At 65.7% G+C, this 21,054-nt stretch carries 17 protein-coding genes; 7 read left to right on the top strand and 10 right to left on the bottom strand.

From position 1 onward, the window contains the following. Positions 1–272 precede the first annotated feature (272 nt). From tsf to Y887_RS03480, 8 genes are all read right to left on the bottom strand, one after another. Positions 273–1,151, bottom strand: coding sequence for a translation elongation factor Ts (gene tsf, locus Y887_RS03515; RefSeq protein ID WP_046963033.1), 879 nt, complete (start codon positions 1,149–1,151; stop codon positions 273–275). Positions 1,152–1,321: 170 nt separating this feature from the next. Then, complete coding sequence (gene rpsB, locus Y887_RS03510; RefSeq protein WP_046963032.1) at positions 1,322–2,134, bottom strand: 30S ribosomal protein S2; 813 nt, start codon at positions 2,132–2,134, stop codon at positions 1,322–1,324. A gap of 321 nt (positions 2,135–2,455) precedes the next feature. Further along, a complete protein-coding gene (locus Y887_RS03505) occupies positions 2,456–3,163 on the bottom strand; it encodes a fimbrial biogenesis chaperone (RefSeq protein WP_046963031.1) in 708 nt (235 codons plus the stop codon). Between the two features lie 2 nt (positions 3,164–3,165). After that, positions 3,166–3,492: a hypothetical protein gene (locus tag Y887_RS03500; RefSeq protein ID WP_046963030.1), complete on the bottom strand. Its 327-nt coding sequence runs from the start codon at positions 3,490–3,492 to the stop codon at positions 3,166–3,168. 48 nt (positions 3,493–3,540) lie between these two features. Next, the gene (locus tag Y887_RS03495) at positions 3,541–4,575 is read right to left on the bottom strand and encodes a Csu type fimbrial protein (protein WP_046963029.1); all 1,035 of its coding nucleotides are present in this window, start codon (positions 4,573–4,575) and stop codon (positions 3,541–3,543) included. Continuing rightward, complete coding sequence (locus Y887_RS03490) at positions 4,572–6,920, bottom strand: fimbria/pilus outer membrane usher protein (RefSeq protein WP_046963028.1); 2,349 nt, start codon at positions 6,918–6,920, stop codon at positions 4,572–4,574. Before Y887_RS03490 ends, Y887_RS03495 begins: the two co-directional genes overlap by 4 nt. 16 nt (positions 6,921–6,936) lie before the next feature. Next, entirely contained in the window at positions 6,937–7,704 is a 768-nt protein-coding gene (locus Y887_RS03485; protein WP_046963095.1) for a fimbrial biogenesis chaperone, read from the bottom strand. 8 nt (positions 7,705–7,712) lie between these two features. Then, on the bottom strand, positions 7,713–8,237 hold the full coding sequence (locus Y887_RS03480) for a Csu type fimbrial protein (protein WP_046963094.1): 525 nt from the start codon (positions 8,235–8,237) through the stop codon (positions 7,713–7,715). A gap of 318 nt (positions 8,238–8,555) precedes the next feature. Here Y887_RS03480 and map point away from each other — a divergent pair, with 318 nt between their 5' ends. From map to asnB, 7 genes are all read left to right on the top strand, one after another. Beyond that, the gene (gene map / locus Y887_RS03475; RefSeq protein WP_046963027.1) at positions 8,556–9,332 is read left to right on the top strand and encodes a type I methionyl aminopeptidase; all 777 of its coding nucleotides are present in this window, start codon (positions 8,556–8,558) and stop codon (positions 9,330–9,332) included. Beyond that, positions 9,329–11,938 carry a [protein-PII] uridylyltransferase gene (locus tag Y887_RS03470; RefSeq protein ID WP_046963026.1) on the top strand — a complete coding sequence of 870 codons (2,610 nt, stop codon included), beginning with the start codon at positions 9,329–9,331 and terminating at the stop codon, positions 11,936–11,938. Before map ends, Y887_RS03470 begins: the two co-directional genes overlap by 4 nt. Positions 11,939–11,956: 18 nt before the next feature. Next, a complete protein-coding gene (dapD, locus tag Y887_RS03465; protein ID WP_046963025.1) occupies positions 11,957–13,120 on the top strand; it encodes a 2,3,4,5-tetrahydropyridine-2,6-dicarboxylate N-succinyltransferase in 1,164 nt (387 codons plus the stop codon). Next, positions 13,117–13,590, top strand: coding sequence for a pseudouridine synthase family protein (locus tag Y887_RS03460; protein ID WP_084725915.1), 474 nt, complete (start codon positions 13,117–13,119; stop codon positions 13,588–13,590). The genes dapD and Y887_RS03460 overlap by 4 nt, the downstream gene beginning before the upstream one ends. Then, positions 13,587–13,943, top strand: a complete 357-nt coding sequence (locus Y887_RS03455; RefSeq protein WP_046963024.1) for an arsenate reductase — start codon at positions 13,587–13,589, stop codon at positions 13,941–13,943. Before Y887_RS03460 ends, Y887_RS03455 begins: the two co-directional genes overlap by 4 nt. A 111-nt stretch (positions 13,944–14,054) precedes the next feature. Beyond that, the gene (gene dapE, locus Y887_RS03450; protein WP_046963023.1) at positions 14,055–15,185 is read left to right on the top strand and encodes a succinyl-diaminopimelate desuccinylase; all 1,131 of its coding nucleotides are present in this window, start codon (positions 14,055–14,057) and stop codon (positions 15,183–15,185) included. 295 nt (positions 15,186–15,480) lie between these two features. Next, complete coding sequence (gene asnB, locus Y887_RS03445) at positions 15,481–17,175, top strand: asparagine synthase B (RefSeq protein ID WP_046963022.1); 1,695 nt, start codon at positions 15,481–15,483, stop codon at positions 17,173–17,175. A 67-nt stretch (positions 17,176–17,242) separates the two neighbouring features. Here asnB and hpaM read toward each other — a convergent pair whose 3' ends face one another. Together hpaM and Y887_RS03435 are read right to left on the bottom strand one after the other, a co-directional pair. Next, a complete protein-coding gene (hpaM, locus tag Y887_RS03440) occupies positions 17,243–18,295 on the bottom strand; it encodes a type III secretion-associated outer membrane-bound protein HpaM (protein ID WP_046963021.1) in 1,053 nt (350 codons plus the stop codon). Between the two features lie 278 nt (positions 18,296–18,573). After that, a complete protein-coding gene (locus tag Y887_RS03435; RefSeq protein ID WP_046963020.1) occupies positions 18,574–20,718 on the bottom strand; it encodes a TonB-dependent siderophore receptor in 2,145 nt (714 codons plus the stop codon). Between the last annotated feature and the right edge of the window lie 336 nt (positions 20,719–21,054).

The following is a 21,054-nucleotide window of genomic DNA, read 5'->3' as shown; positions in this document are numbered from 1 at the left end:
CAACAGTGAACACAAGCATACAGCTGCGTTCGGTGAGTTTGAGCACGCCACGGCTCGCAGTCGCCGCGCTGGGATGCAGGCGCGGCGGGTTCCGAGAGTGTGGTTGGCATCCAGGTTTAGCGGCAACTTCGACGACATCTATAGCGTCGAGGCCGGCTGAAGCGGCGACGGATGTGTGCGCTTCAGTTTGCTGCGCTTGCATGCAGCACGCGGTGGCGGGCCAAAAAAAAAGCCGCGGCATGGCCGCGGCTTTCTTCACGCTGTGGCGTAGATCAGGCCAGGCCGGCCTGCTTCATCACTTCGGCGGCGTAGTCTTCCACCACCTTCTCGATGCCTTCGCCAACGGCCAGGCGCTGGAAGCCGATCACCTCGGCGCCAGCGGCCTTGACGGCCTGCTCGACGGTCTGATCGGTGTTCAGCACGTACGGCTGGCCGTACAGCGTCACTTCGTTGACGATCTTGCTGATCTTGCCGCTGATGATCTTTTCCAGGATTTCGGCCGGCTTGGACTTGTCCTTCTCGGACATCTTGGCCAGTTCGATTTCCTTTTCCTTGGCGACAAACTCGGCCGGGACGTCGGATGCCTTGACGTGCGGCGGGTTCATGGCAGCGATGTGCATCGCAATGCCGCGCGCCAGTTCGATGTCGCCGCCCTTCAGCTCGACCAGCACGCCGATGCGGCCGCCGTGCACATAGGCTGCGACGTTGTTGGCGCTGTCGACACGGACCAGGCGACGCACCTGCAGGTTCTCGCCGACCTTGGCGATGACCGCAGCGCGACGCTCTTCGATGGTCTCGCCGCTGTCCAGCTTGACGCTCTTCAGCGCATCGGCATCGGCGACGTCGGAGCTCAGTGCGGCATTGGCGACGACTTCGGTGAAGGCCAGGAAGTTCTCGTCCTTGGCCACGAAGTCGGTCTCGGAATTGACTTCGACCAGCACGGCCTTGCCGCCGGCCTGTGCGGTGGCGATGCGGCCTTCGGCAGCAACGCGGTCAGCCTTCTTGTCGGCCTTGGCCAGGCCCGACTTGCGCAGCCACTCGGCCGCAGCGTCGATGTCGCCAGCGTTTTCGACGAGTGCCTTCTTGCACTCCATCATGCCGGCGCCGGTGCGCTCGCGCAGTTCCTTGACCAGGGAAGCAGTGATTTCCATGGAATTACCTCGTATGGACGAATGCGTACGGCGGAAGTGTTCCGCCAGTGAGGAGGCGGTGCAGCGTGCGCGCCGTCTCCGTAAGAATTTTTGGTGGCCTCAGCGACGGGGCGCGATGGGCCCGCCGGGGCTGCGGCCGCCCAGCATGGAGCGGCCGCATTGCATGCCGATTACTCGGCAGCCGGTGCTGCAGGTGCGTCGGCCTTCTTGTCGGCCTTCTTGGCCGGAGCGCGACGGCCCTTGCCTTCGTCGCCGGCTTCGGCCGAGAACTCTTCTTCGCGAACCGACGCCGAGTTCGGCGCAGCAGCCTTGCCTTCCAGCACGGCATCGGCGGCGGCACGTGCGTACAGCTGCACGGCGCGGATGGCGTCGTCGTTACCCGGGATGGCGTAGTCGACCAGGGCCGGATCGTAGTTGGTGTCGACCACGGCGATCACCGGGATGCCGAGCTTCTTGGCTTCCTTGATGGCGATGTCTTCATGGCCGATGTCGATCACGAAGATCGCGTCGGGCAGGCGGTTCATTTCCTTGATGCCGCCCAGCGATGCGTCCAGCTTCTCGCGCTCGCGACGCAGGCCCAGCACTTCGTGCTTGACCAGCTTTTCGAAGGTGCCGTCGGTTTCGGCGGCTTCCAGTTCCTTCAGGCGGGCAACCGACTGCTTGACGGTACGGAAGTTGGTCAGCGTGCCGCCCAGCCAGCGCTGGGTCATGAACGGCATGTTGCAACGCTCGGCTTCTTCCTTGATCGACTCGCGCGCGCTGCGCTTGGTGCCCAGGAACAGCACGGTACCGCGCTTCTGCGCGATCGAGGAGAGGAAGTTCATCGCGTCGTTGAAGAGCGGAACGGTCTTCTCGAGGTTGATGATGTGGATCTTGCCGCGCGCGCCGAAGATGTACGGCGCCATCTTGGGGTTCCAGTAGCGGGTCTGGTGGCCGAAATGGACGCCGGCTTCCAGCATCTGACGCATGGTGACCTGAGGCATTGAAAAAACTCCTGATAGCGGAATCGCCGTGCGCGGCTTGTTGTTGAAAAGTCCGCACATGGATGTGCGGGCTGTTGCGAGGGACTCGCATCAAAACGCACAAGATTCCGGGGTTGGGCTTCCCTGTTGCCTCCGCGACGAACCCTGTGTGAGGGCACCCCGGCACGGATGGCGGCAGCAGGTGTGGATTCGTCGGTGACGTCCGACGTGGACGACGCAATGCGGCAGAGACGCAAAACAGCCGGCGGAGTATAGCCGGCTGGTGGGGTGTATGCAATCTGCATTGCCGGCGGCGGCGCTGCGGGCTGGCTGGCGCCGAACTCAGGGCTGCAGGGCGAGGGTGGTTTCGGTATCGCTGTTGACGCGGGCCACGAAGCGGCCCAGACCGGCCGATAGCGTCGCCGGCAGCAGCCATTGCCGGGTCTGGCCGGGCAGCACATAGCCGGCCAGATCGTTGCCGATGCTGTGGCGGGTCCCGCCGGCGTCGATGAAGGCCAGGTCGGCCAGGCGGGCGTGGTGCACGCCGGCATTGTAGATGCGCAAGCTGCGGCCGCCGCCCTGGCCGGACAGCGTCGCCTGCAACTGCGGATGCGGCTCGCCCGGCTCGCTCGGCATCGCGAACACTGGCGTGGAGTAGCGCAGCAGCTCGGTTTCATCGCCGATCGCATGCTGGGTCACCACCAGCCGATAGCTGTCTTCGATCCTGGCCGGGCTGGGGCCGAGGCGGATGACCCGCAACAGCTGGCGGCCTTGCGAGGGGATTTCGAACTGGCTGGGGCTGACGGTGGCGCCGGTGGCCGGCTCCAGTAGTTCGCGCCCGCCTTCCTGACGCCAGCGGTAGAGCTTGGCGTCGGCGCGCCAGGGTTGCGCGGCCTGGTTGTAAAGCCACACGGCCGCCTGGTTGCTGTCGGCCGGGATGTGGGCGGTGGTCGGGGCGATGGCGATCTCGGCAGCGCCGGCGTGGCCGCTGGCAGCCATGCATAGCAGGCCCAGGATCGGCCAGCTCCAGCGCGGGCGGGCGGCGGCCATGCTCAGAATGCGATGGTGGTGATGCGCGTCGCACCGCTGGGCGCAGGCCCTGCAAGTGCGCTGGCGTCCTGGCCGGTGCTGGTGGTCGATGGGGTGTCGATCGTGCGCGACGGTTGTGCAACCGCGACCGGCGTGCCGCGCGAGCAGCTGGCGCGCGGCGGGCTGGTGCGCAGTTCGCAACCGCTGAGCAGCCGCAGGCCGATATGCAGGCTGGAGTTGTCCGGGCCGCGGTTGTTGGACGCAGTGGCCGCAGCGGCACTGCAAGCGAGGGCGACCAGCGTGAAGCACTTCAGGAAGGTGACCGGCGTCATGAAGGCAATCGGTTGCATTGGAGACGCTACAGATAGCGACGCCCCCGATGCGAACTTAATTAACGCTCAGTAAGTGATCGAGACGGTCACCGTATCGGTGTAGGCGCCGGCGATGGGGAGCTGCGGCGCCGGCGCACGGCCGTAGACCGTGACCGTCTGCGCCACGCCGTTGCCGGTGCCGGCGAGGGTATCGACCCCGATCGTGGTGCCCCAGCGGCTGCTGCGGCCTGGGTCCTTGTAGAGCTCGTAGCTGATGAAGTTGGCGCTGCTGGCATGGCGCATGCGGCGGGTGCTGCCGCTGGCATTGCTACCGACATCCAGGCCGATGTTCCAGGCGGTGCGGTTGGTGCAGGCCAGGCTGATGGTCGAGCTGCGGTCGATCTGGGTATCGATGCTGCCGGCGATGCTGCCGAAATCCAGATCGGTGGTGACATAGGTATTGCAGCGCGCCGGCACATTGGCCGAGGCGGTGAACGGAAAGGCGTTGCTTGCGGTCTTGGCGCCACTGCCGCCGGTGTTGCAGTCGGCAGGCTGCTGGATGCCGCCGATGATGCTTTCGTTATAGGCGTAGCGCACCACGGCGTCGGCGCCGCCGAAGGTGCTGGTGTGGTTGCCCACCGACAGCGTCTGGCTGCCCGGGATGCGCCCGTACAAGGTGACGGTGGTGGTCTGCGAGCCGCCGGTGATGACCGGCACCCCGTAGGCAAAGGTCAGCACCACCGGCGATGGCGCGGCCGAGCCTGCCGCGCCCCAGATCTGGGTGCGTGCCGGGTCGCTGTAGATCTGGTAGCCCAGGCTGTCGCCGGTGCCATTGTTCATGCGGCGCGGCGTGTAGACGCCGGCACTGGCGCTGCCCGGGCCAAGGTCCAGGCAGAGCGTCACGCGTGCGTTGCCCAGCACGCTGAGTGCGGCGGTGGCGCAGGACACGTTGAAACTTGCGACCGCATCGGTGGCGCCGTTGGCAGCCACGTTGCCGAAGATCAGTGGCGTCCCCAACGTCACCGTGCAGGTGGTGTCGGCGTGCGCCGGCGGGCTGGGCGTCAGCCAGAGCAGTGCAACGCTCAGCGCAAGCAAGACACGCCAGAGCGCATGCACGCTCACGGTGCCGGCTCCACGGTGCAGCGCAACGGGCCGACCCGCGGAATGCGGCCGGCGTCGGCCGGATACGCGAACTGCGCCACGCAGTGGCCTTCCGGCAACTCCACCAGGATGCGGTTGTCGTTCTGCAGATTGTCCAGATAGGTTTCGCCGTCGTAGCCGACCACCACGCGTTCGGCATCGCCCTGGCGCTGCGCCACGCTGCCCACCGGCAGCGGCGCGCCGTTTGCGTCGTGCAGGACGATCAGGGCAGCCCGCACGCGGGTGATGCCGAAGCGCACCGCCACTCCGGATTGCTGACGCGGCGTCACCGTGGTGTCGACGCGATCCACGCGAAGGTCCGCCGGCAGGCTCAGCGTGTCGATCGATAACTGATTGCGCTGCCACGATTGCAATGGGGTCACCAGCAAGGTGCCGCGCGCGTCGGTGACCCCGATCAGGCGGTTCTCCAGCCGGACCGGAATACCGGCCTGGCCGTCGGTGGACACCACCGCGAACGCGTCCTGGACGTCGCGTGCGGCAAAGCCGCGGCCGTCCATCCACACCAGGCTGCCGCTGGCGCTGGCATAGCCGAAATGGTCGCCGTCCTGGGTGGCCGCGCCGAAGTTGTAGCGGCCGACGCGATTCAACCAGCCAAGCTCGGCCAGCCCGCCGCTGGCATCGTCGCCACTGCGTGCCTGTACGCGCCAGCCGATGCCGCCCAGGTCGCCGTCGCCGGGTAGCGGCTGGCTGACATCGGCCACGAATCCGGTGCGATTGCCGTTGCGCTGCATCGAGGCGCTGGCCTGGCGTAACTCGCCGAAGGTGGTGGACAGCGACAGATACAGGCTGCGATCGCTGCCGATGTCCAGGTTCTGGTTGCCGGACAGGTTGGCGGCCCAGTTGCGCCCGAAACTGCGCGACCAGAACACGCTGGCGTAGCGCGAGGTATCGCCTTGCGGATAGCTCAGGCGCACGTAGCTGGTGCCCAGCGAGCCGATCGGGTCGATGTTGACGCCGAATGCGGCGCGGTCGCTGACGCGCGCCGGCAGGCTGCCCTGCAGTGCGCCCAGGTCGCGGTAATCGCCATGGGTGCGCTGGGTGCCCAGATTGACGTTGAAGCGCCGGTTGTTCCAGGCGTAGCCCAGTACGGACTGGCCGCCACGCAATGCGTGCATGCGGCTGTGTGCGTAGGCTGCATTGAAGACGCCACCGGCGCCGAGCAACCACACCCCGCCGGCGCCGGCATTGATCACCCCGCCGCCGGCCTCGGTGTGCGCCTCGATGGTGAAGTCGTCGCGCAGGCCCTTGCGCAAGCTGGCGCTGGCGACCGGCTGCGAGGCATAGGAAAACGAACGCACGCCGTAGTCGCGGCGCAGGTGGCCGATGCCGGCCGACCACTCGGAAATGCCGCGCGCCAGCAGTTGCGGGGTGCCGTAGAACGCGAAATCCAGCCGGCGCACCTGGCCGAAGGCATCGGTCACCACGATCTGCGCCTGCCCGGTGCCGCTGATGCCCGGCTGCGCGGCCAGTTGGAACGGCCCGGCCGGCACCTGGCCGCTGTATTGACGCAGGCCATCGACATACAGCTCCACCGTGGACGGCACCGCCGCTTCGCCCAGAAAGCTGGGGGTCGGGGTCAGTACGCGATAGGGCTGCAGCGCGTAATTGCGGCCGATCTGCACGCCGCCCAGCCGCAGCGATCGGCTCCAGTCGACGAAGCCGCTGTAGAAATCGCCCACCCGCAGGCTGGTGGCGCTGTCGGGGAAATCCATCTGCCAGGCGCTGTCCAGGCGCACGGCCTCGCTGCGCCAGCGTTGGTCCTGCGGGCGGTCGTAGGCCAGGAAAATGGCCGTGGTATCGAACATGCCGCGGCCCAGGCCGAAGCCGCGCAGTTCGGTGGCCAGCGACATGCTGCTGGAACCGGCATTGCGCGTGGCATAGAAGTCGTAATTGAGCAGCATGCCCGGCGAGGCGGTGGCGCTGGGCGGAGCGACTTCTTCGGGCTTGAGGACCGTGGTGGACAGCGACAGCTGCGCCAGCGGCACCTGCAGGGCGAGCCGCTGCAATGCGGCGTCGTAGCGCACTTCCACATCGGGGAGCCGATCCAGGTCGACCAAGTCGTCCGGGCTGCGATCGGCCAGGATGAAGCCGAGTTTGCGCAGCGTTTCCACCGATCCGCGCAAGTGGCCATCGACCAGTTCGAACGGCGCCAGGCCGCGATCGGCCTGATTCAGGGTGACGTCCAGATACAGCGACTGCGGTTGCGCGGCGGCGCCTTGTGCGCTCTGGTCGGGCAACGTTGCGACATCGGCCAGGTCGACGGCCATGGCGTTCGCCAACCCGATGGCGTTCGCAAGCAGGGTCATCGCCAGCAGGGCCGCATCACGGCGCCGCGGGCGCGTCCAACAGGATGCGTTCGTCGGCCTCACCATTGATCCTTGCGACGATGGAGCCGCGGCCGAACTGCGCCAGCGGTGCGCCCAGCGACCAGCGCATGGTCTGGCCCGGCAGCACATAGCCCACCAGCCCGTTCAGGCTGGTCTTGGCTGCGCCATCGACGCGGTGCTGCAGATCGGCCACCTGCGCATGCCCGGAGCCGCTGTTGCTGATCTGGATCTGCGCATTGCCGTCGGTGCCGGCGACCAGCTGCGCGCTCAGGGTGGGCGTGGGTTCGGCCTTGCCGGGCGGCAGGACGAAGATCGGCACCGAATAGCGCAGGACGAACTGCATGCCCTTGCGGTCGGCATCGGCGCTGGGCAGTTCGTCGACGATGATGCGGTAGCAGGCCTCCTGGCGCGTGGGCGCAGGCCCGGCGCGGATCACGCGAATCAGTTGGCGCTCGCCTGCAGCCAGGGTGCGCATCGGCGGGCTGATCAGGATTTCCTGGGTCGGGTCGAGCTGGTCCTGCCCATCGCGTTGGGTCCAGCGATAAGCGCGGGTCTGCACCTGCACCGGCGCGCCGCCACTGTTGCTCAGCCACAGGCCATCGGCGGTCTGTTCGGCGCTCAGCGTCAGCGAGGTCGGCGCCAGCTGCAGGCTGGCCGCCTGTGCAGGCGGCAACAGCCAGGCGCCGCTCAGCGACAGGCTCAGGGCCAGTCCCAGCGGGGCCAGCCGCGCACGGAGGCGGGACGGCAACTGTTGCGATGGCATGCGCAGGCTCAATAGACGATGGTCGCGGTGATCGTGTCCTGGTAGCTACCGGTCGCGGCGTTGTTGACCGACGGATTGGTCACGCGGCCGTAGACCGGGTAGACCTGGTTGAGGCCGGTGGCGGTGCGGCTCAGGGTATTGGTGCCGGTGGTGCTGCCCCAGACCGTGCTGCGGCCCAGGTCCTGGTAGAGCTGGTAGGCGATGAAGTTGTTGGTGGTGACCAGCGGGTCGGCGTTCTTCATGCGACGGGTGGTCACATCGTTGGCAGTGCCCGCGTTGCTGCCGGCGCTGAGCGCGATGTTGTAGGGCGTCAGCGCGGTGCACTGGGCGGTCACGCTGCCGTTCGCATCGGCATTGGCGGTCGAGGTGGAGAGCACCGAACCGAAGTCGACGTCCGTGGCGGAGGCGGCGGTGATGGTGCAGGCCTTGGTGACGGCGATCTTGACGTTGAATGTGGTGGTATCTGCTGCACTCGCCATGCCGATGGTCGAGAGCAGGCCGAGGGAAAGCAGGACAGGACGGACAGTGCGCATGGACATTTCCTTGACCGGTCAGGTCTTTGGTGACGCGACAAGGTGTCGCCCTCCCTGCAATGCATCAGCTGTGCCAAACATAACGGCGAATTCATCCTGTATCTAGCTGTTTCGCTTGGTTGTTTTGCCAAGTTTGCGATGTCCTGCGGATGACTTCGCTCATGCAATTATTGACGCGCGGGGAACTGCGTCACACATGAATAGGCGCTTGCGCCGGTTTCCTGTTGCCCGGTCCGCTTGCGCCATCGACACAGCGTCCTGCAAAAAACGCTGGCGCGGGTCGTTCAGATTCAGCCCGAATCGGCGATAATCGCGGTCATGAGCGTCAATCTGAAAACCAAAGAAGAAATCGAACTGATGCGCGTCGCCGGCCGTCTGGCCGCCGAGGTGCTCGACATCGTTGGCCCGCACGTCAAGCCGGGCGTGACCACTGCCGAGCTGGACCGCATCTGCCACGACCACATCGTCAACGTGCAGGGCACCATTCCTGCCAATGTCGGCTATCGCGGCTTCCCCAAGAGCGTATGCACCTCGGTCAACAACGTGATCTGCCACGGCATTCCGAGCGCGGCCAAGGTGTTGAAGGACGGCGACATCGTCAATATCGATGTCACCGTGATCAAGGATGGCTGGCACGGCGACACCAGCCGCATGTACTACGTGGGCACCCCGTCGGTGATGGCCAAGCGCCTGGTGGATACCACTTATGAAGCGATGTGGCGCGGCATCCGTGCGGTCAAGCCGGGCGCCACGCTGGGCGACGTGGGCCACGCCATCCAGAAGTTTGCCGAGGCCGAGCGTTTCAGCGTGGTGCGCGACTACTGCGGCCACGGCATCGGCAAGGTCTATCACGACGAACCGCAGGTGATGCACTACGGACGTCCGGGCGAGGGGTTGGTGCTCAAGCCGGGCATGACCTTCACCATCGAACCGATGATCAACGAAGGCACCTATCACCATAAGACCCTGCCCGATGGCTGGACCGTGGTGACCAAGGACCGCAAGTTGTCCGCGCAGTGGGAGCACATGGTCGCGGTGACCGAAGACGGCGTGGATGTGCTGACGCTGTCGGCCAATTCGCCCGCGCCGGTATGACGGACGCGCCGGCGGATCGACCCGACCCGGGCGTCGCCGGCGACGCGGAGTGGGCCGCACAGGCCCGTCCGCTGCTGGTGCACGCGGACATGCGGCTGTGCAAACGCTTCGATCAGGGCGAGCCGATCGAACGGCTGGTGGCGCTACGCGCACGCGCGGTCGACCAGTTGATGCGCAACGCCTGGGCGCGTTGCATTTCGGCCGATAGCGGCCTGTCGTTGCATGCGGTCGGTGGGTACGGCCGCGGCGAGCTGTTTCCGCGCTCGGACGTGGACGTGCTGGTGTTGGGCGACACCGCCGCGCAGCAGCGCCATGAGCAGGCGCTGGCCCGCCTGTTTGCGTTGTTGTGGGATGTGGGTCTGCCGATCAGTCATGCAGTGCGCTCGCCGGCGCAGTGCACTGCTGCTGCGATCGATCAGACCGTGCTCACCGCCCTGATCGAGTCGCGGCCGTTGGTGGCCGATGGCGAAGCGCGAGCAGCGTTGGCCGCGGCGATCGCGCCGCAATGGGTATGGCCGCCACGCGATTTCTTCCAGGCCAAGCGGGAAGAATTGCTGGCGCGGCATCAGCGGTTTGGCGATACCGCCGATAACCTCGAACCCGACATCAAGGATGGCCCGGGAGGCCTGCGCGATCTGCAGACCCTGGGCTGGATGGCGTTGCGCGCGTTCGGGGTCAAGGATCTGGAAGCCTTGGTCGGGTTGGGCCATGTCGGCTTCGATGAAGCGGCCGCGTTGCGGCGCGAGCGCGAAGAACTGGCGCGGCTGCGGTTCGGGCTGCACATCGTGGCCAACCGGCCGGAAGAGCGGCTGCGTTTCGATTACCAAAAGACCCTGGCGCAGCGATTGGGCTTTGCCGACGACCCGGAAAGCCTGGGCGTGGAAAAAATGATGCAGCGCTTTTATCGCAGCGCTGCGTTGATCCGCCGGATCAGCGACCGGCTGCTGCAGCGCTTCGAAGAACAGTTCGATGGCGAAGCGGTACCGGAGCCGCTGGGCGATGGTTTCAGCCTGCGCCGCGGCTACCTTGCCGCCGATGCCGAGAGCTGGCCGGATGGCGATGTGCTGCAGGTGTTCGCGCTGTTTGCGCAGTGGGCTGCGCATCGCGATGTGCGCGGCCTGCATTCGTTGACCGCGCGTGCGCTGGCCGAGGTGCTGCAGCAACTGCCGGCCTACGACGTGGCCGATGCCGCCACGCGCGACCGCTTCATGGCGCTGCTGCGCGGCCCGCGCGCGGTGGAAACGCTCAATCGCATGGCGCGGCTGGGCGTGCTGGGACAGTGGATTCCCGCCTTTGCCAGCGTGTCCGGACGTATGCAGTTCGATCTGTTCCACGTCTACACGGTGGACCAGCACACGCTGATGGTGCTGCGAAACATCGCGCTGTTCGCTGCCGGCCGCGCCGACGAGCGTTTTTCGATCACCCACGAAGTCTGGCCGCGCCTGCGCAAGCCGGAATTGCTGCTGCTGGCCGGTCTGTTTCACGACATCGCCAAGGGCCGCGGCGGCGATCATTCCGAACTGGGCGCGGTCGATGCGCGCGCATTCTGTCTCGCGCACCGGTTGAGCGAAGGCGATACCCAACTGGTGACCTGGCTGGTGGAGCAGCACTTGCGCATGTCGGTCACCGCGCAAAAGCAGGACATCTCCGACCCGGAGGTGATCCATCGTTTCGCCACCCTGGTCGGCACGCGCGAACGGCTGGATTATCTATATCTGCTGACCTGCGCCGATATCGCCGGCACCAGCCCCAAGCTGTGGAACGCGTGGAAGGACCGCCTGCTGGCGGACCTGTATTTCGCTGCGCGGCGCGCGCTGCGCGAGGGCCTGGAACATCCGCCGCCGCGCGAAGAGCGCCTGCGCGAAGCGCGCGAATCCGCGCGCGCGCTGATGCAGGCGCAAGGGCATGACGATGCCACCATCGACCGCCAGTTCGCCGGCATGCCGGACGAAAACTTCCTGCGCTTCCGCCCCGAGCAGCTTGCCTGGCAGGCCGTCTCGCTGATCGAAGTGCAGATCGGCCAGACCCTGGTCAAGGCGCGTCGTGCGGTGCCGGACAACGACGCGCTGGAACTGTTCGTCTATTCGCCGGACCGCGATGGACTGTTTTCGGCGATCGTGGCCACCCTGGATCGCAAGGGCTACGGCATCCATCGTGCGCGCGTGCTGGATGCGCCGCACGATGCGATCTTCGACGTGTTCGAGGTGCTGCCGCAGGAAGGCTATGCCGATGGCGATCCGCAGCGTCTTGCCGCAGCGCTACGACAGGTACTGGCCGGCGACCTGCAGAAAGTGCGGCCATCGCGGCGTGCGGTGCCGCGCCAGTTGCGGCATTTCCGCTTTGCGCCACGCGTGGAATTCAGCGAAAGCGCCGGCGGCCGCCGCACCCGCATCAGTCTGGTCGCCCCCGATCGCCCCGGCCTGCTGGCCGATGTGGCGTATGTCCTGCGCATGCAACATCTGCGCGTGCACGATGCGCGCATCGCCACCTTCGGCGAGCGTGCGGAAGATCAGTTCCAGATCACCGACGAACACGATCGCCCGTTGTCCGAATCCGCCCGGCAGGCCCTGCGCGATGCGTTGCGCGCCTGTCTCGACCCCGCCTAGTACGTCCGGAGACCCCCCATGGCCACCACCAAGAAGACTGCGCGCAAGCCCGCCGCCACCACTGCCAGCGCCGCACCCAAGCGCGCAGCCGCCTCCACCAAGGCCGGCAAGACGCTTGCAGCAGACCAGAGCAAGCCGGCAGCGAGCGTCGCCAAGAAGGCTGCCGTCAAGACGGCTGCGGTCAAGAAAACCGCTGTAACGAAGACCTCTGCAACGAAGCCAGCCGGCGCACCGCGTGTGGCCAAACAGGCGACTGGCGTGGTGTCGGCGCCGGCTGCAAGGAAGGCTGCCGCTGCGAAGAAGCTGCCGATTGCCGAGCAGGCCGTGCAGAGCGCTGCCACCCAGGTGGGCAGCGATGAACTCAGGTTCGGCATCGAAAGCGCCTTCGAACGTCGCGCCACCTTGACCATGGACGAGATCGACGGGTCCACCCGCGCCATCGTCAATCGCGTGATCGACGGCCTGGAAAGCGGCCAGTTGCGCGTGGCCGAGCCGGACGGGCAGGGCGGCTGGACCGTCAACGAGTGGCTGAAGAAGGCCGTGCTGCTGTATTTCCGCGTCAACGAGATGGCGGTGATCGACGCGCAGCCGGCGCCGTTCTGGGACAAGGTGGAATCGCGCTTTGCCGGCTTCCATGAAGCGCAGTTCCGCAAGGCCGGCGTGCGCGTGGTGCCCGGTGCGGTGGCGCGTCGCGGCACCTATTTCGGCAGGGATGTGGTGCTGATGCCGAGCTTCACCAACATCGGTGCGTATGTCGGCGAAGGCACCATGGTCGATACCTGGGCCACGGTGGGCTCGTGCGCGCAGATCGGCAAGCACTGCCATCTGTCCGGCGGTGCCGGCATCGGTGGCGTGCTCGAACCGCTGCAGGCCAGCCCGACCATCATCGAAGACCACTGCTTTATCGGTGCGCGTTCGGAAGTGGTCGAAGGCGTGGTCATCGGCCATCACAGCGTGATCGGCATGGGCGTGTTCATTTCGCAGAGCACGCGCATCTACAACCGCGCCACCGGCGAGATCTCCTACGGCTATGTGCCGCCGTACAGCGTGGTGGTGTCCGGCCAATTGCCGTCCAAGGACGGCTCGCATTCGCTGTATTGCGCAGTGATCGTCAAGCAGGTGGATGCCAGGACGCGCAGCAAGACCAGCGTCAACGAGCTGTTGCGCGGTTTGGCCGATTGAGTACCGCACACGCGCCTGCCGGCGCCCTGCTATCGCGTCCGGCCAGTGGCTGGATGCGGTGGGGCATTCCCGCCCTGTGGCTGGGATGGGCTGCGCTCTACGTGGTGGGCTCGCTGGTGCGCGACGGCGTTCCGCAGCAGCTGGATGTGCTGCGCTGGCTGGCGCCTGTCGTGCTGGTAGGGCTGACCGTGCGGCACCTCGTGTCATGCAGGCGATGGGCGCAGGTGCGCGATGCCGGCGATGCGCTGGAGATCACCCGGCAGGGGCGATCGCAGCGCGTGGACCTTGCGCAATTGCGTGCGGCCGCTCCTGCCTGGCTGGTCCCACCGATGCGGCTGGCATTGAAATTCCACGGTGAGCGCGCACAGGTGGTGTTCCTGCCCGCACACGGGCTGGACCCCGCCGAGTTGGCCACCACCTTGCTGGCGCGTGCAGGCGCGCGCCAGGCAGTTGAAGAGAGCACGACATGACCACGCTATATGGATTGAAGAACTGCGATACCTGCAAGAAAGCCACCAAGTGGCTGGACCGCTTCGGTGTGGCCTATACGTTCGTGGATTACCGCGACAACAAGCCGTCGCCGGAGACGCTGCTGGAGTGGGCCGGCAAGGCCGGCGGATTCGATGCCTTGATCAACAAGTCGTCCACCACCTGGCGGCAGTTGCCCGACAACAAGAAGGCGCCCGGCTCGGAGGCGGAGTGGAAGCTGCTGTTGCGCGAGTATCCGCAACTGATCCGTCGTCCGGTGGTGGTGAGCGACGACGGAGCACTGACCCAGGGGTTTTCCGATAACGGCTTCAAGCAGCGCTTCGGCGTGGGCTGAGTCGCGCCGCTGCATGCAGCCTGCGGCGACGCTGCAGGCCTGCGCCTGCTGTTTCGATAGTGCAGGATCAACTCACGCCGCGCTCGGCGGCCTCCACGCAGGTGATGCTCCATGAACGATGTGCTGGATTTGACCCGCGATCTGATTGCACGCGCGTCGGTAACGCCGGTCGACGCCGGGTGTCAGGCAATGCTTGCGCAACGTCTGGAAGCGGCCGGTTTCAGCTGCGAACACCTGCGTCTGGGCGAGGTCGATAATCTATGGGCCACGCACGGCAGCGGTGCGCCGGTGCTCGTGCTGCTCGGGCATACCGATGTGGTGCCGCCCGGCCCGCGCGAGGCGTGGACCAGCGATCCGTTCGATCCGCAGATCCGCGATGGCGTGCTGTACGGGCGCGGTGCGGCCGACATGAAGGGAAGCGTGGCTGCGTTCGTGGTGGCGGCCGAGCAGTTCGTCGCCGCGCATCCGCAGCACCCGGGCACGCTCGCCGTGCTGCTGACCAGCGACGAAGAGGGCGATGCCATCGACGGTGTGCGGCATGTGGCACGCCTGTTCGCCGAGCGTGGCCAGCAGATCGATTGGTGCATCACCGGCGAGCCATCCTCCACCGAGCGGCTGGGCGATCTGCTGCGGGTTGGCCGCCGCGGCAGCCTGTCCGGCAACCTGGTCGTCAACGGCGTGCAGGGCCACGTGGCGTATCCGCACAAGGCACGCAACCCGATCCACCTGGCGGCACCGGCGCTGGCCGAACTGATCGCGCGCCGATGGGACGAGGGCTTTGAAAGTTTCCCGCCCACCAGCCTGCAGATTTCCAATATCCACGCCGGCACCGGCGCCAACAACGTGATCCCCGGCGAGCTGCACGTGGCCTTCAATCTGCGTTACACCCCGCATTGGGATGCGCCGCGTCTGGAGGCGGAAATCGCCGCAGTGCTGGAGCGCCATGCACTGGATTACACACTGCGCTGGCACCGCAGCGGCGAGCCGTTCTACACGCCGGAGGGGCGCCTGCGCAGTGTCGCGCGCGAGGTGCTGGGCCAGTTTGCCGGGGCACCACCGGAGGAGAGCACCGGCGGTGGCACCTCCGATGCACGCTTCATCGCCCCGCTTGGCGCGCAATGCATCGAGGTCGGCCCGGTCAACGCGTCGATCCATCAGGTCGACGAGCATGTGCGCGTGGCCGACCTGGAGGCGCTGCCGTCGCTGTATCGCACGCTTGTCGAGCGCTTGTTTATCGGCTGAGCAGGCGCCGCGCCGCCGTCGTTGCCGCTGAAACAGTTGCGCCGGCGACAACGAACGGTTAGCGTCGGCTGCATGGTCATCCGCCTCGCCAACGTCAATAACGCCAACCGCAACACGCTGCGCGCGAATAATCGTGCGCGGTCGATGCGGGTCTGCGACTAGGCGAAGTCACACCAAACGCCCAGAATTCAGAAAACCCGCATCGGCCGATGCGGGTTTTTTTTTGGGCGTCACTTGCACGCAGCATGCTCATCCATCGGCCATCCATCCCCGCAGTTTCATCAGGAGTGTTTCCATGTGTTCCATCTTCGGCATTTTCGGCTTGCAACCCGGCGACGATCTGCAGGCCTTGCGCCGGCAGGCGCTGGAATGTTCGCAGCGACAGAGGCATCGCGGTCCGGACTGGAGCGGTGTGTATGTCGACAGCGGCGCGATCCTGGTGCACGAGCGGCTGGCCATCGTCGATCCGGCTGGCGGCTCGCAGCCATTGCTCTCCGAAGATGGGCAGCTCGCATTGGCGGTGAATGGCGAAATCTATAACCATCGCGAACTCAAGCAGGAGCTGGTGCAGCCGTATGCCTTCCAGACCGGCTCCGATTGCGAGGTGATCAACGCGCTGTATCGCGAAGATGCGCCGGCCTCCTACCTCAACCGCCTCAACGGCATCTTTGCGTTCGCACTGTGGGACAAGGCGGCCGGGCGGGTAATCATCGCGCGCGATCCGATCGGCGTGGTGCCGTTGTACTGGGGCCACGACCGCGAAGGCCGGCTGCGGGTGGCCTCGGAATTGAAGTCGCTGGTAGACGAGTGCGCCGATGCCGCGCAGTTCCCGCCCGGTCATTGGTACGACAGCGCTACCGGTGCACTGAGCCGCTACTACGAGCGTTCCTGGCGCGAATACGCCGAAGTGGAAGGCGTGCAGGTGCAGTTGCAGGAGTTGCGCGAGGCCTTCGAGCGCGCGGTGCATCGTCAGTTGATGACCGATGTGCCGTACGGCGTGTTGCTGTCCGGCGGGCTGGATTCGTCGCTGGTCGCAGCCGTTGCCGCGCGCTACGCACGCCATCGCATCGAAGAGAACGACACCACCGAAGCCTGGTGGCCACGCCTGCATTCGTTCGCGATCGGGTTGAAGGGCTCGCCGGATCTGGCCGCCGCCGAGGTGGCCGCCGCCGCGTTGGGGACTGTGCATCATGGGTTCGAATACACCTTCGAAGAAGGCCTGGATGCCTTGCCGGAAGTGATCCGTCATATCGAGACCTACGACGTCACCACCATTCGTGCGTCCACGCCGATGTTCCTGCTGGCGCGGCGGATCAAGGCGATGGGCGTGAAGATGGTGCTGTCGGGCGAAGGCAGCGACGAAATCTTCGGCGGCTATCTGTATTTCCACAAGGCGCCGAATGCGCGCGAGTTCCATGAAGAGCTGGTGCGCAAGCTCGACGCGCTCAACAACTACGATTGCCTGCGCGCCAACAAGTCGATGATGGCCTGGGGCGTGGAGCCGCGCGTCCCGTTCCTGGATCGCGAGTTCCTGGACGTGGCCATGCGCATGGATGCCAGCTTCAAGATGATCGACAAGACCAGCACGGGCGCCACGCGCATGGAAAAGGGCGTGTTGCGCGAAGCCTTCGCCGGCTATCTGCCCGAATCGATCCTGTGGCGGCAGAAGGAGCAGTTCAGCGATGGCGTGGGCTATGGCTGGATCGATGGCCTCAAGGCGCATGCCGCCGCGCATGTGAGCGACCGCGAGTTGGCAGCGGCCGATCGGCGTTTCCCGGTCAATCCACCGCAGACCAAGGAAGCGTATTTCTATCGCAGCCTGTTCGAGCAGTTTTTCCCGAGCCAGGCGGCCGCAGAAACCGTGCCCGGCGGCAAGTCGATTGCATGCTCGTCGCCGACCGCGATTGCCTGGGATGCCAGTTTTGCGGCGATGGCCGACCCGTCGGGTCGTGCGATCGCCGGCGTGCACGAACAGGCACTGGCCTCGTAACGCACAGTGCGGAGGCAGCGGCCGGCATGCGCGCACGCGCTGCCGGCCGCTGTGGTATCGCCCGTGCTTATTGCTCGTGGCGCACGCAATAGCCGTAGCGCTGCGGATCGATATCCACACCGGCCACATCGGCCTGGTTGTTACGCCACAGGTTCGGTTTGAAGTCGCCCGCGGTGCAATTGGCCGCACGGTCCACACCGATGGTGTAGGTGAACGGCGTATTGGAGAAACGGTTGTTCTCGAACACGTTGTCCTGGCTCATGCTGTTGTCCCAGCACAGGATTTCCGGCGTGCGATAGCGGATCGCGCAGGCCAGGAACACGCCGGCCACCTTGTTGCCATCGAACACGTTGTTGCTGAAGCGGTTGCGCCGCGCATCGGACAAGTAGATGCCCTGGCTGCCGTTACGCTCGAAGCGGTTGTTGCGGATTTCGCTGTCTTCCAGGTGTTCGGTGGTCAACCCGGCCGCCACGTTGTCGTGGATGTAGTTGTTGACCATGGTGACCTTGGCGGTGCGGTTGAACGACACGCCGTCCCAGATCGCACCGGACACGTCGTTGTTCTCGATGGTGATCTCGCGTGTGTCGTATTCGCTCAGCAGGCAGGCGCTACGGCACTTGTTGACCTGCAGGCCGGCCAGCCGGATGCCCTGGCCGGAGCGCACCACCACAGCGCTATTGCTCAGGTACGGGCGCTCGGGCATGAACTCCTTGTCGCCGGTGCTGGCGACGATCTGCATGTCTTCGATGCTGACATTGCGGATCACCCCGGTCGGCTGCTGGTTCTCGTAGTCGCCCACCACCAGTGCGGGTTGCTGCACGCCATCGGCCATGCGCACTACCGTGCTCGGGCCTTTGCCGCGCAAGGTCAGGTTGCCACGGTGGATCGAGACCAGCCCGCTCAGCGGAAATTCGCCTTTTTCCAGGCACAACACCGACGGCGTATCGCTTTGCGGCAGTTTGTCGATGGCCTTTTGCAGGTCCTGTCCTGGCTTGACCTTGGCGGTGCAGCTGGCGACAGGTGCATCGGGTGGGCCGGATTTGGCCGGTGGCGCGGCCGAGCACGCGGCTGCAAACACCAGCGGCAACAGGGCGGAAACGGAGCGGGCAAGCTGAGGCATGCGGATTCCGGTCAGTGAGGGGAGGGGGGCGATCGGTGCGGAGAAATCTCCAGATCGCGACGGCCTCTAGTGTGTCCCACCGAGCGTTAAGTTCCAGCCCATGACAGCCTGCGCGATTCGGCGCAGGTTCATTGCGTGGCGAATGCCTGCACCGCAACTGTGCGTCAACGCGCAGTTGCGGTGATGGTGAGTGCGTGTTGCATGGACGCACCGGTGGTGGCGATGTCCTGCCGGATGGCGGCGCCGGTTACAGGTGCCTGGGCGAGGATGACTCGCGCTCAGAATGTATAGGCCAACTGCGCATAGATGCGTCGCGGTTCGCCCGGAAAGTGCCCGCCACGTGCGTTGAAGCCGCTGACCGCATACACCTTGTCGAACAGATTCTTGACGTTGATCTGCAGCTTCCATGCATCCCACTGCGTCTGCCAGCTGATGTCGTAGATGGCGTACGGTTTGACGCGCTGGCCATCCAGGCTGACGCGCTCGTCGACATAGTCGGCACCGAAGGCCACCGCCGAGCGCCAGGCCGGCAGGTCGTAGCGGGTCCATAGCCCGAGCGTGTTGCGCGGCGCATTGGCGAAGCGATCGCCCGATGCATTGGTGATGCCGTTGGTACCGGCATCGAGAACGCGCGCATCGTTGTAGGCGTAGGTCAGGTTGAGCACCCAGCGCTGGGTCAGGTCGGCCAGCAGGTCGACCTCCAACCCTTCGCTGCGCACCAGGCCCAGCGCCGACAGTTGGTTGACGCCATCGACGACGCTGCCATTGGCCTGCACGATGTTGCTGCGTTCGATGCGGTACAGCGCGGTGTTGAGCGTCAGGCCGCCATCGTTGAGCGCGGTCTTCAGGCCGAGCTCCCACTGTTTGCTGCGCTCCGGGTCGAACGGCCCGCCGACGCTCGCATCCTGGTTTGCCGCGTCCTGCGGCACAAAACCGCTGGCGTAACTGGCATAGGCATTGACGCCGTCGCGCAGCACGAAGGTGCTGCCCACGCGCCAGCTGAGGTCGTTGCCGGTGATGCGCGAGCCATCCAGCAGGTTGTCGTCCTTGAAGCCATCCCAGCGCAATCCGGCCATCGCATGCCAGCGTGGCGTCAGCGTCAGTTCGTCCTGCAGATACGCGCCATAGCGCAGGCTGCGCGTGCTGGTGGCACGCCAGGGCAGCGCGTCCAGACCGTAACCGTAAAAGCCGCTGCGCCCGTAGACCGGATTGAACAAGTCGATGCCCGGCACCGGTCCGCGCACGCGTCCGGTATCTGCGGTATTGGCCGTTTGTGCGCGGAAATCGGCATCCAGGCGATAGTAATCGGCGCCCATCAGTAGCTTGTGTGCGATGGCACCGGTGCTGGTGCGGAACACCGCATTGACGTTGCTGGAAATCGCATCGTTGTCGCGGTATTGGTTGCGCAACTGCCGTGTCATCCACTCGGCGGTGCCGTCGCGATCACGGTCGATCAAGCCCATCGGCTCGTGATAGATCTGGTGCTCGTCGTTCTTGAACCAGCGTAGCGCCATGTCCACGTCCCACGCATCCGACGGCGCAAAGCGATATTGCGCGAATGCCACCTTGGCGCGCATGTCGAGAAAATCGGTGGGCTCGTTGTGGTTCCAGCGACGGTCGGTGAGGAAGTTGCCGTCGTCATCGACCGGCACACCGCGCAAGCGATTGCCGCCCAGGTTCTGGGTGATGTCGGTGTATTGCAGGGTGAGCTCGCCGGTGTCGCCAACATCGAAGGCCACCGATGCATCGCCAATCTGGCTCTGGCTATCGGTGTTCCGGCGAAAGCCATCCTCGCCATCGGCATAGGCGCCGATGCGATAGCGGATGCGGCCGTCTTCGCGCGCAGGGCCGGTGGCTTCGAACGACGCCGCGCCGAACGATTGATTGCCCAGCTGCAGCTCCACGCGCCGCTGCGCCTGGTGCGCAGGCTTGCGGGTGACGTAGTTGATGACACCGCCCGGTTCGCCGCCGCCATACAGCGCACCTGCCGGGCCTTTGAGCACTTCCACGCGTTCGATGTTGAACAGCTGCGGCACCGAGAAGCCGGCATACGGGTCGCCACGCAGACCGTCGTAGAGCACGTTTTCCTGGCGAAAACCACGCAAGGTGACGCCCGCGTAGCTGAAGAAACTGATGCCGCTGATGCTGCGATACAGATCGGTGATCTGGCGCGCGGCCTGGTCGTCGATCAACTCGCGCGGCAGCACCTGCACCGATTGCGGCACCAGCGACAGTGGCGTGTCGGTGCGCGTGGCGACCGCTGCATCGTCGGATTTGTACAAGGTCTGCGCACGGCCGACGACATCGACGCCGTCCAGGTCAGTGACAGCTGCCGAGGTGCCTGTGTGGTGCTGGGCAACGGCGCGGGGCGAGGGTAAAGCCAAGACTGCGGCGAGCGCGGTGACAAGGAGCGTGGGGCGCATTGGTCATTAATGGGAATGGTTATCAAATGCATCTTAGCATGTTGTGCTCGCTTGATCGGGTAGATCGGTAGGCGGGCGTCGTTGCGGATACCTGGATGTGCAGATGTGTGTGGGGGGCGGGATCTGCAGGACGCAGGCACAGACAACGAAGAAACTCAGAAGTGCAAAGCATCCCTTCTCCCATCGGCAGAAGGTGCCCGCAGGGCGGATGAGGGTACGAGCGAAGCCTCGTGCCGTCTGTATGCAGGAGGCCCTTCTGCGATGCAGAAAGCCGCTTGAAGTCAGCGCAGGCTGGACCACATCGCATGTCATCGGGCGCATGACGTGCGCCCGTAC

It is taken from the genome of Xanthomonas pisi DSM 18956, from assembly GCF_001010415.1.
GTDB classification, from domain to species: Bacteria; Pseudomonadota; Gammaproteobacteria; order Xanthomonadales; family Xanthomonadaceae; genus Xanthomonas; species Xanthomonas pisi.
The sequence above is the reverse complement of the archived record's forward strand: the minus strand, read 5'-3'. Positions and strand labels throughout refer to the sequence as shown.

Coding starts and splice junctions, on each gene's coding strand:
- rpsB (WP_046963032.1), bottom strand. CDS start 2,134: ATGCCTCAGGTCACCATGCGTCAGATGCTGGAAGCCGGCGTCCATTTC.
- tsf (WP_046963033.1), bottom strand. CDS start 1,151: ATGGAAATCACTGCTTCCCTGGTCAAGGAACTGCGCGAGCGCACCGGC.
- dapE (WP_046963023.1), top strand. CDS start 14,055: ATGAACGATGTGCTGGATTTGACCCGCGATCTGATTGCACGCGCGTCG.
- Y887_RS03480 (WP_046963094.1), bottom strand. CDS start 8,237: ATGCGCACTGTCCGTCCTGTCCTGCTTTCCCTCGGCCTGCTCTCGACC.
- Y887_RS03485 (WP_046963095.1), bottom strand. CDS start 7,704: ATGCCATCGCAACAGTTGCCGTCCCGCCTCCGTGCGCGGCTGGCCCCG.
- Y887_RS03505 (WP_046963031.1), bottom strand. CDS start 3,163: ATGGCCGCCGCCCGCCCGCGCTGGAGCTGGCCGATCCTGGGCCTGCTA.
- Y887_RS03435 (WP_046963020.1), bottom strand. CDS start 20,718: ATGCGCCCCACGCTCCTTGTCACCGCGCTCGCCGCAGTCTTGGCTTTA.
- Y887_RS03470 (WP_046963026.1), top strand. CDS start 9,329: ATGACGGACGCGCCGGCGGATCGACCCGACCCGGGCGTCGCCGGCGAC.
- dapD (WP_046963025.1), top strand. CDS start 11,957: ATGGCCACCACCAAGAAGACTGCGCGCAAGCCCGCCGCCACCACTGCC.
- asnB (WP_046963022.1), top strand. CDS start 15,481: ATGTGTTCCATCTTCGGCATTTTCGGCTTGCAACCCGGCGACGATCTG.
- Y887_RS03500 (WP_046963030.1), bottom strand. CDS start 3,492: ATGCAACCGATTGCCTTCATGACGCCGGTCACCTTCCTGAAGTGCTTC.
- map (WP_046963027.1), top strand. CDS start 8,556: ATGAGCGTCAATCTGAAAACCAAAGAAGAAATCGAACTGATGCGCGTC.
- Y887_RS03455 (WP_046963024.1), top strand. CDS start 13,587: ATGACCACGCTATATGGATTGAAGAACTGCGATACCTGCAAGAAAGCC.
- Y887_RS03490 (WP_046963028.1), bottom strand. CDS start 6,920: ATGACCCTGCTTGCGAACGCCATCGGGTTGGCGAACGCCATGGCCGTC.
- hpaM (WP_046963021.1), bottom strand. CDS start 18,295: ATGCCTCAGCTTGCCCGCTCCGTTTCCGCCCTGTTGCCGCTGGTGTTT.